At 62.2% G+C, this 4,728-nt stretch carries 4 protein-coding genes; all 4 read left to right on the forward strand.

Annotated elements, in window-relative coordinates; all coding sequences use genetic code 11:
* A partial coding sequence (locus tag QZ292_RS09700; protein ID WP_294601035.1) for a hypothetical protein occupies positions 1-187 on the forward strand: 187 nt, incomplete at its 5' end.
* Positions 188-290: 103 nt separating this feature from the next.
* Entirely contained in the window at positions 291-1,217 is a 927-nt protein-coding gene (locus QZ292_RS09705) for a PCMD domain-containing protein (RefSeq protein WP_294601036.1), read from the forward strand.
* Between the two features lie 17 nt (positions 1,218-1,234).
* Positions 1,235-2,464, forward strand: coding sequence for a BamA/TamA family outer membrane protein (locus tag QZ292_RS09710; RefSeq protein ID WP_294601037.1), 1,230 nt, complete (start codon positions 1,235-1,237; stop codon positions 2,462-2,464).
* Entirely contained in the window at positions 2,451-4,211 is a 1,761-nt protein-coding gene (locus tag QZ292_RS09715) for a lipid A phosphoethanolamine transferase (protein WP_294601038.1), read from the forward strand. The genes QZ292_RS09710 and QZ292_RS09715 overlap by 14 nt, the downstream gene beginning before the upstream one ends.
* The last annotated feature ends 517 nt before the right edge of the window (positions 4,212-4,728 follow it).

Raw genomic sequence — 4,728 nt, forward strand, 5'->3', positions numbered from 1 at the left:
AAAAGTTTTTGGTGCCGCTTTTTTCAAAAAGCGGCAGTTCCGTCCGGCTCAAAGCACTGGACGCAGAAAAATCGGAATTTTCATGTTTTCGGAAGCCATCGAGATCCGTCTGCGCCCCGAACCGGAAAAAACGGAACTAAATTTGTTCAGTATGGCTCTAAAATCCGAGCCATCCACAGCGGTTTAGTAATAATATATAACTTTGTTGAATTGCTACCGCCTGAAAACGAGCGGCTCACTCCGCGACGACCCCGTCGTCCCCCAGCAAGCAAGAGACTAAGGAGGTAAGTATGAAACGAAACCTGACAACCCTGTTCACCATCGGTCTGGCCGGCATCGCCTTCGGGCACTTCGACCAATGGGTCGTGCGCGAGATCAAAGAGTCCGGCGTAATCGGCGGCAACGTCCGCTACCTGTACGAGATCGCCCCGAACGACACCCTCCGCGGCGACAAGCCCTACCACCGCAACCCCCGCTCACCGTGGGGCACCTCGAACGTACTCGCCAAAGTCAGCGGCATCACCAAATGCAGCGTCACCGTCTATCCCGAAGCCCGCGGCAACGGGCGGTGCGCCCGGCTCGACACCCGGCTCGAGACCGTCAAAGTGATGGGCCTGATCAACATCACCGTGCTCGCCTCCGGCAGCATCTTCCTCGGCGACGTGATCGAACCCATCAAAGACACCAAAAACCCGATGGCCAAGCTGAACCAGGGCGTCCCCTTCACCGAACGCCCCAAAGCGCTGGTGATGGACTATAAATTCCACACCGACGGCTCCCCCAACCGCATGAAAGCCACCGGGTTCAGCTCCCAGCAATCCGTCTCCGGCCCGGACTACGCCGACGCCATCCTCCTGCTCCAGGTACGGTGGGAAGACGCCGAAGGGAACGTCTACGCCAAACGCGTCGGCACCCTCAACGAACGATTCGGCACCGACACCCCCGCTTGGGTGAACGGCCACACCATGCCGATCCTCTACGGCGACATCACCCACGACCCGAAATTCCGTCCCGAGATGGGCCTCATCCCCGACGACCGCGCCTACTGGTGCCGGAACAGCAAAGGCCGGATGGTGCCCATCCACGAGACCGGCTGGGCCGCAGCCGACGAACAGCCGACCCACATGATCCTCCAGATCTCCTCCAGTTACGGCGGCGCCTACATCGGCACCCCCGGCAACAGCCTCTGGATAGACAACGTGAAACTCGCCTACTAATCCGCCGCGCCCTACCCATGCTCCACCCGCACATACAGCTCCATGTCCGGCACCTCCTCGTGCCGCTCATTCTGTCGGGCCTGCTCACCGCAGGCCCCGCGCGGGCGCAGCATGCCCCGACTCCGCCCGCCCGCGACACCCTCGCGACAGCGGCCGCCGACACCCTTCCCGCCTCCGCAGCCGACACAACCCGCCGGCCCACCGGCTGGGAACGCTTCAAACGCTTCTTCACCGAATCCAATCAGGTGAAAAAACAGAAGAAATTCGACTTCAGCATCATCGGCGGCCCGTTCTACTCCAACGACGTCTCCGTCGGCCTCGGCATCGTCGCCTCCGGCCTCTACCGGCTCGACCGGCGCGACACCGTGACCCAGCCCTCCAACGTCTCCCTCTTCGGCTCCGGCTCCCTCTCCGGCTTCTACATGATCGGCCTCCGCGGCTCCAACCTCTTCCCCCGCGAACGCTACCGGCTCAACTACACCCTCTACACCCTCTCCTTCCCCAGCTACTTCTGGGGCATCGGCTACGACATGGCCTCCGACAAAGCCAACAAGAGCAAATACACCCAGAAACAGAACCGCCTGAAAGTCGACTTCCAGTTCCGGATCGCCGACCACCTCTACCTCGGGCCGACCGCCGGCATCGAACACCTGGACGGCCTCCGGCTCGAACAGCCCGACCTGCTGGAGGGCCAGAGCCCCTACATCACCAGCGTCGGCCTCGGCTTCGTCCTGAACTACGACACCCGCGACGTCATGACCAACGCCTACGAAGGTTGGTACATCGGCCTCGAACAGTACGCCAACCCGAAATGGCTCGGCAACAGCGGCACCTACGGCCGCACCGACCTGATCGTCGACTACTACCAGCGGCTCTGGAAAGGCGCCGTCCTGGCCATCGACTTCCACACCCAGCACAACTACGGCGACGTCCCCTGGACCATGATGGCCAAGCTGGGCGGCTCGTACCGCATGCGCGGCTACTACGACGGCCAGTACCGCGACCGGAACCTGACCGAGATACAAGTCGAACTCCGCCAGCACATCTACAACCGCCACGGCATCGCCGTGTGGGTCGGCGCCGGCAACGTATACAAGAATTTCAAAACCTTCCGCTGGAACCACACCCTCCCCAACTACGGGCTCGGCTACCGGTGGGAATTCAAGAACCGGGTGAACGTCCGCCTCGACTACGGCTTCGGCAAAGGCCAGAGCGGGTTCCTCTTCCAGATCAATGAAGCATTTTAAAGACCTCATACAACGCCTTCGGGCCCGCTTCGCCGACCAGCGCACCTACTACTGGATCCTGCTGGCCGTGCTGCTCGTTCCGAACCTCTTCCTCTGCTGCACCGAGCCGATCGTCTGGCCCGGCAAAATCGCCCTGCTTCTGGTTCCGTGCGCCCTCTGGATGGCCCTGCTGACCGTGGGAAGACGCCCCGGCGCCCCCTTCTGGTTCACCCTTCCGCTACTCGTGCTCGGCGCCTTCCAGCTCGTCCTGCTCTACCTCTTCGGCAACTCGATCATCGCCGTAGACATGTTCCTCAACGTCGCCACCACCAACTCCGGCGAAGCCCTCGAACTGCTCGGCAAGCTGGAACCCGCCATCGTAGGCGTGCTCCTGCTCTACATCCCCGCCTTAGTGCTGGCCACCCTTTCGCTCCGCATCCCCGACCGCCTCTCCGCCGCTTTCCGGAGACAGAGCCTCATCCGCGCCGGCATCCTCTTCCTGATCGGCCTCGCCGCCATGGGCGGCGCCCGGCTGCAAGACCGCGAATACCGGGCCCGGCTCGACCTCTGGCCCCTCAACATCGGCTATAACATGGGTCTCGCCGTCGAACGCTGGCAGCAAAGCGACCGCTACGCCCGCACCTCCGCCGACTTCACCTTCGCAGCCACCTCCGAACGGCCGGACAGCATCCGCGAAGTCTATATCCTGGTGATCGGCGAGACCTCGCGCGCCCTCAACTGGCAGCTCTACGGCTACCCCCGCGAGACCACCCCCCGTCTGATGCAGCAGGAAGGGCTGATCCACTTCCGCGACATGCTCACCCAGGCGAACGCCACCCACAAGAGCGTTCCGATCATGCTGTGCAGCGCCTCCGCCGAGAACTACGGCACCCTCTACACCCACAAAAGCATCCTGACCGCCTTCCGCGAAGCCGGTTTCCGCACCGCCTTCCTCTCGAACCAGTCCGAGAACCACTCCTTCATCGACTTTTTCGGCCGCGAAGCCGACACCACCCTCTTCCTGAAAACCACCGCCGAAGCGTGTGGCGAGACCTGCAACCCCTACGACGACGTCCTGTTGCAGAGCGTGAGCCCCCTGCTGTCCGACACCTCCCTCCGGAAACTCTTCCTCGTGCTGCACACCTACGGCTCCCACTTCGACTATCAGGAACGCTACCCCTCCGACTCAGCCTACTTCCGTCCGGCCGCCTACGCCGCCGTACACCGCGACGAACGCTCCGTCCTGCTCAACGCCTACGACAACTCGATCCGTGCGACCGACCGGCTGCTGTCCGACCTGATCTCCCGCCTGCGCGCCCTGCCGAACACCGCCTCCGGGCTGCTCTACGCCTCCGACCACGGCGAAGACCTCTACGACGACGACCGCCACCTCTTCCTGCACGCCTCGCCCCGTCCGACCTACTACCAGCTGCACATCCCGTGCATCCTGTGGTTTTCGCCGACCTATGACACCCAGTGGCCCGGGAGCCGGCTGTCGGCGGAATCCAACCGCGACAAACCGATGACCACGAACGTGATTTTCCACACCCTGCTTTCGATGGGCGGCATCGAGACCCCCTATCGGAACGACTCGCTGTCCGTGACCTCCTCTCATTTCGTTGTCACCCCGCGCCACTACCTGAACGACCACAACAAGCCCCGCACCCTGGATCGCATCGGGCTCGAACAGGAAGACATCGAGATGTTCCGCCGCATGGGTCTGGACTTTCCCGGCAATCGCGACGAACATCTTTCGGAGATAAATTGACCGACACCCCGGCGATTCCCTTAGGGTAGACACAGCCATCCGCCCACCGCGGCACGCGAAGCCTGAGTCCTGCGGAGCCTAAGGCGTAGCGTAGCTAACTAAAAGTTCTTTGCGTCGCTTTCTTACAAGAAAGCGACAGTTTTGTCCGGTTCGAAGCTCGTCGCGCGCCGCCGCCTAAAGAGGCGATTCAACTCTTTCGGCGACGAGCCGAAAGAGAATGAATCGCCAAGGCGCGTGAACAGAGAACGACACAAAAAACTGGGCTGAGCAGAAAAGTGGAAATGCGAAGCATTTCCCGTCCACGGGACGTGGGGCCCGCGCGGCCCGAGCGCAGTACCCTCCTGTTGACAAGTCGCCCGCCTGCTATAGAGGGCATATTCTGCCGATTGGCGGAGAGCCAATTCGGCAAGAATTGCCGCGGGCGACTTAACGCGCGCCACGCCTTAGGAGGCGATTCAACTCTTTCGGCGATGAGCCGAAAGAGAATGAATCGCCCCGGCGCGCGAACAAAGCTCAC

This window comes from uncultured Rikenella sp. (assembly GCF_910577125.1).
GTDB lineage: Bacteria > Bacteroidota > Bacteroidia > Bacteroidales > Rikenellaceae > Rikenella.